Origin of the sequence: Nostoc sp. 2RC, from assembly GCF_014222165.1 — a bacterium.
Classification (GTDB): domain Bacteria; phylum Cyanobacteriota; class Cyanobacteriia; order Cyanobacteriales; family Nostocaceae; genus Nostoc; species Nostoc linckia.
This window is the reverse complement of record NZ_JACKZU010000455.1, coordinates 1-5,901: the sequence shown is the minus strand read 5'-3', so window position 1 is coordinate 5,901 and position 5,901 is coordinate 1. Positions and strand designations below refer to the sequence as shown.

General features: G+C 50.0%; 2 protein-coding genes. Both read right to left on the bottom strand.

The window, feature by feature from the left end:
• Positions 1-911: TIGR03032 family protein (locus GNE10_RS31140; RefSeq protein WP_185569737.1), on the bottom strand; the 911-nt coding region annotated here is incomplete at its 3' end.
• A gap of 148 nt (positions 912-1,059) precedes the next feature.
• Positions 1,060-5,901: S-layer family protein (locus GNE10_RS31135; RefSeq protein ID WP_185569736.1), on the bottom strand; the 4,842-nt coding region annotated here is incomplete at its 5' end.

Here is a 5,901-nt window from a genome sequence, read left to right as displayed (position 1 = left end):
TTGCCCACATTAGTCAGCCTTTGTTCTAGAAGTAGTCCGCTAAATGTCGGCGATCGCAATTTCGACAAGCCCACAATGGCGAAGTTTTGCCAAAATGCCAGCCCCCGCACAAACCCAGGACAAAAGGCGATGGACACAAATTGACTACCATCCAAGTAGCCAAAGTCCCCTGTCCCCGCATTCAACACCCACAGCTTGCCTTGATACCAGCGCGGCGAGTGGGGCATGGATAAACCAGTGGCGATGATGTCATTGCTTTGAACATCAATTACTACACCTCCACCTACTTTGTGATTGCGCCAGCCTGCGGCAGTGTCGGTGGTGCTACAGGCGGTGACGTATCTTGGTTTGCCGTCGCGTAACGCTAACCCATTGAGGTGACAACGGTCTTCGGCGGCTAACTTAGAAATAAAGCTTGGTTGCCACAGGGGGATAAAACTATAGTCGTTGCTGATGGTGGCGAGACAACTAAAATCAGTATTGACAAATACGATATTTTCTGCATCATCTAGTACGACATCGTGGACATTTAAATCGCCCGTGGTATATGCTGTGCGAGGGATGTAAAGGCGATCTCTAGCGACAAGCCGCTTCGCGTCTACGGTTTGCTGATGTTTTTCCTCAGTTGCGAGTGAATTTTCAAAGCGCCAAATTTGATAACGCGTGCTAACATATATACTGTTGTTGACTGCATACATGCCCATCGGTTTATCAAACAAGCGCTCGTGAGCCGCTATCCTACCTTGCTGATTACAACCGATAAAAAACAGCCGATTACTTTGATAAGTAGTAAAAGCGAGGCTAATACCCTGAGTTTGCAGCCAGCTCGCTAGCTGTGGCGAACAATTGATTTCTAGTTTGGGAATGTTGGACGAAGAAATGCCGTCACTCAGAGGCAGACTATTTTCCATACAATGTTTAATTCAGTACTAAATCAATGCTCAAAGATAAAGCGATCGCAAAGGGTTGCTGTTTGTAGCAATTGCACTTATTGTTATCCTCACATCGCCTTCACTCGATCGCACTTTGGGGAAACTGCAAAATGCGATCGCTTTTCACCTAAATAATTGCCAAATTAGTCAACTTCCCGCTAAACCCAGTAATCTCAATAATTGCATCGCTGTTTTCTTGGAAACCGACAGTGTTATTATTGAGTGCCAAGAAAGTGCGGCTACCAAAGCTAAAGCTAGCAGCGCCGTTTGCAGCAAAGTTGCTATTAGTCAACAATGCCCCCAAACCACCAGCAGAAAGACTAGTCACCGCCCCCAATTCCCTGAGATTAGCCGCGCTGACAGAATTGGGGCCGTCAATACGGTCAGTGCCAATTTGCAAGTTGGTAATCCGGTCAAAATTACTGAGTGGCGAATCAGTCAAAGCAAAGCGGAAAGTATCAGTGCCTGAACCACCAACCAAGATATCAGCACCCGCACCGCCAACCAGCAAGTCATCATCATTGCCACCGATGAGGATATCATTGCCTAGACCGCCATTGAGGGTATCATTGCCATTGCCACCATCAAGCAAGTCAGGGCCATTATTCCCTGTGAGGGTGTCTTTGCCATTACCACCGAGTTGACTAGAACCAATGAGTAGGTTGACAGTACCAATAGTTGTACCGCCATTATTATTACTCAAAGTGTATTGGAAACTACCCGTACCACTGTTGGTGGGTAAAAAGACGATGAAATCATCAGCAAAATTACCAGGGGTGAAATTATTGAATAAAACTGCGCCACCACCGACAACGTTGCTGATGCCAGTAATCTTCAAGCTATTGCCAGTATCAGCATCACTATCATTGGCAAGTAAAGTACTGACAGCAATGGTGGTGGGGATGTATTGGGTAGCCAATAAGGAGTCTGTGCCGGCAACTGGGTTATTGTTGACACCGTTGATAGTTACAGTGATATTTTGACTGGCAGTACCGTCAATAGATTGCACGGTGAAGGTTTCAGTTTTAGTTGCACCAGCACCCAGAGATTGCACCGCACTGTTAGCAACAGTGTAATTCCAACTTCCAGTGTCAGTGATGGTAAGGCTACCCAAGTTGCCACTAGTGGAGGTGACGCTGGTGTTAAATTTGTTTTGTCCGGCATCAACATCAGCAACAGTTAATGTGCCTGTGGCTGTGAGGTTTGGTGTGCTAGCATCTTTGGTGACTGTGCCTGTGGCTGTACCTGTGATGGTAGCCGCATCATTCACCCCAGTAATGGTGACGACGATATTTTGGCTAGCAGTACCGTCAAAAGATTGTACGGTGAAGGTTTCAGTTTTGGTTGTACCTGCACCCAGAGATTGCACTGCACTGTTAGCAACAGTGTAATTCCAACTTCCAGTGTCGGTGATGCTGAGGCTACCCAAGTTGCCATTAGCGGAGGTGACAGTAGTTTTAAACTTGTTTTGTCCGGCATCAACATCAGCAACAGTTAATACACCAGTGGCTGTGAGGTTTGGTGTGCTGGTATCTTCAGTGACTGCGCCTGTGGCTGTACCTGTGATGGTAGCCGCATCATTCACCCCAGTAATGGTGATGGTGATATCTTGGCTTGCTGTACCATTAGCAGATTGCACAGTGAAGGTTTCAGTTTTAGTTGCCCCAGCACCGAGAGATTGCACTGCACTGTTAGCAACGGTGTAATTCCAAGTACCAGTGTCGGTGATGCTGAGGCTACCCAAGTTGCCACTAGTGGAGGTGACGCTGGTGTTAAATTTATTCTCTCCAGTATCCACATCAGCGACAGTTAATACACCCGTGGCTGTGAGGTTGGGTGTGCTAGCATCTTCCGTCACTGAGCCTGTGGCTGTACCTGTGATGGTAGCCGCATCATTCACCCCAGTAATGGTGACGACGATATTAAGGCTAGCAGTACCATCAACAGATTGCACGGTGAAGGTTTCAGTTTTAGTTACCCCTGCACCGAGAGATTGCACTGCACTGTTAGCAACGGTGTAATTCCAAGTACCAGTGTCGGTGATGCTGAGACTACCCAAGTTGCCACTAGCGGAGGTGACACTGGTGTTAAATTTGTTTTCTCCAGTATCCACATCAGCAATAGTTAATGTGCCTGTGGCTGTGAGGTTGGGTGTGCTAGCATCTTCGGTTACTGAGCCTGTGGCTGTACCTGAGATGGTAGCCGCATCATTCACCCCAGTAATGGTAACAGTGATATTAAGGCTAGCAGTACCATCAACAGATTGCACGGTGAAGGTTTCAGTTTTAGTTGCACTAGCACCCAAAGATTGCACTGCACTGTTAGCAACGGTGTAATTCCAACTTCCAGTGTCGGTGATGCTGAGACTGCCTAAGTTGCCACTAGCGGAGGTGACGCTGGTGTTAAATTTGTTTTGTCCGGCATCAACATCAGCAACAGTTAATGCGCCTGTGGCAGTTAAATTGGGGTTGCTTGTATCTTCGGTGACTGTGCCTGTGGCTGTACCTGTGATGGTAGCTGCATCATTCACCCCGGTAATGGTGATGGTGGCAGTGGCGCTGGCAGTGCCACCGTTGCCATCGCTGATGGTATAGGTGAAGGATGTGGTGGCATTGGCTCCTTGAGCTAAAAAATCGTAGCCATCTGTCAGGGCAGCAGTGCCATTGCTGGGGTCAAAGGTGAAAGTGCCATTGGCATTCACCCTGAGTTTACCATTGCCCAAGTTAATTTGAGTACCAACATTAGCAGCATTGCCGTTGACCTGAGTGACTGTCAGGGTATTGTTATCGGGGTCGCTGTCGGGGGTGGTGGGATTAGCAGCAAGGACATTGCCGTTGAGGATGGTGTTTTCGTTGGTGCTAAATGCATCATTGACGGCAGTGGGGGCAATGTTGGGGACGTTCTCGAAGAACACCGTATTGCCGCCATTATTGCCCACAAAAGCATCGAGGTCGCCATCGCCATCGATATCGGCAAAGGTGGGTGTGGCAAAATATCCCACATTACTAAGACGGAAGGGGTTGGTGACGGGAGCGGCAAACAAGGGATTGATGGCACTGCCACTGTTGCGGTAGAACAATGTATCGCCCTGACTATTACCCACAAAAGCATCCAGGTCGCCATCGCCATCAATATCGGCAAAGGTGGGTGTGGCAGCAGTTCCCACATCAGTCAGACCGAAGGGGTTGGTGGTGGAGGCGGCAAACAAGGGATTGATGGCACTGCCACTGTTGCGGTAGAACAATGTATTGCCCTGACTATTGCCCACAAAAGCATCCAGGTCGCCATCGCCATCGATATCGGCAAAGGTGGGCACAGTAGATAATCCCACATTAGTCAGACCGAAGGGGTTGGTGCTGCGGGCAGCAAACTGGGGATTGATGGCACTGCCAGTGTTGCGGTAGAAGAATGTATTGCCGTCATAATTGCCCACAAAAGCATCCAGGTCGCCATCGCCATCGATATCAGCAAAGGTGGGCACAACAGATAACCCCACATTAGTCAGACCGAAGGGGTTGGTGACGGGAGCGGCAAACAGGGGATTAGTGGCACTGCCAGTGTTGCGGTAGAACAATGTATTGCCGTAAGCCTCGCCCACAAAAGCATCCAGGTCGCCATCGCCGTCGATATCGGCAAAGGTGGGCTTGGCAAAAAACCCCACATTACTAAGACCGAAGGGGTTGGTGCTGGGGGGACGGAAGTTTATAGCCGGGGGATTGTCAGGCTGGTTTTGGTAGAACACCGTATTGCCGTAAGCCTCGCCCACAAAAGCATCCAGGTCGCCATCGCCATCGATATCAGCAAAGGTGGGCTTGGTAAAAAACCCCACATTACTAAGACCGAAGCGGTTGGTGCCCTGGAAGGCAAACAGGGGATTGGTGGCACTGCCAGTGTTGCGGTAGAACAATGTATTACCGCCATTATTGCCCACAAAAGCATCGAAGTCGCCATCGTTATCGATATCGGCAAAGGTGGGTGTGGCAACAGTCCCCACATCAGTCAGACCGAAGGGATTAGTGCCCTGGAAGGCCAACAGGGGATTGGTGGCACTGCCATTGTTGCGGTAGAACAATGTATTGCCGAAACGCTCGCCCACAAAAGCATCGAGGTCGCCATCGCCATCGATATCGGCAAAGGTGGGTGTGGCATATAACCCCACATCAGTCAGACCGAAGGGGTTGGTGACGGGAGCGGCAAACTGGGGATTGCTGGCACTGCCAGTGTTGCGGTAGAACAATGTATTACCGTAACGCTCGCCCACAAAAGCATCCAAGTCGCCATCGCCATCGATATCGGCAAAGGTGGGCTGGACAAAACTCCCCACATCAATCAGACCGAAGGGGTTGGTGACGGGGGCAGCAAACAGCGGATTGGTGGCACTGCCAGTGTTGCGGTAGAACAATGTATTGCCGAGAACCTCGCCCACAAAAGCATCCAGGTCGCCATCGCCATCGATATCAGCAAAGGTGGGTGTGGCAACATCCCCCTCATCAGTCAGACCGAAGGGGTTGATGCTGGGGGGACTGAAGTTGATAACCAGGGTAGCACCAGGCTGGTTTTGGTAGAACACCGTATTGCCGTAATTATTGCCCACTACTGCATCGAGGTCGCCATCGCCATCAATATCCGCAAAGGTGGGTGCGGCAACCAACACCTCATTACTAAAACCGAAGGGGTTGGTGACGGGAGCGGCAAACTGGGGATTGCTGGCACTGCCAGTGTTGCGGTAGAACAATGTATCGCCGTCAAAATTGCCCACAAAAACATCGAGGTCGCCATCGCTATCGATATCGGCAAAGGTGGGCTTGGCCAAAGACCCCACATCAGTCAGACCGAAGGGGTTGGTGACGGGAGCGGTAAACTGGGGATTGGTGGCACTGCCAGTGTTGCGGTAGAACAATGTATTGCCGAAACGCTCGCCCACAAAAGCATCGAGGTCGCCATCGCCATCGATATCGGCAAAGGTGGG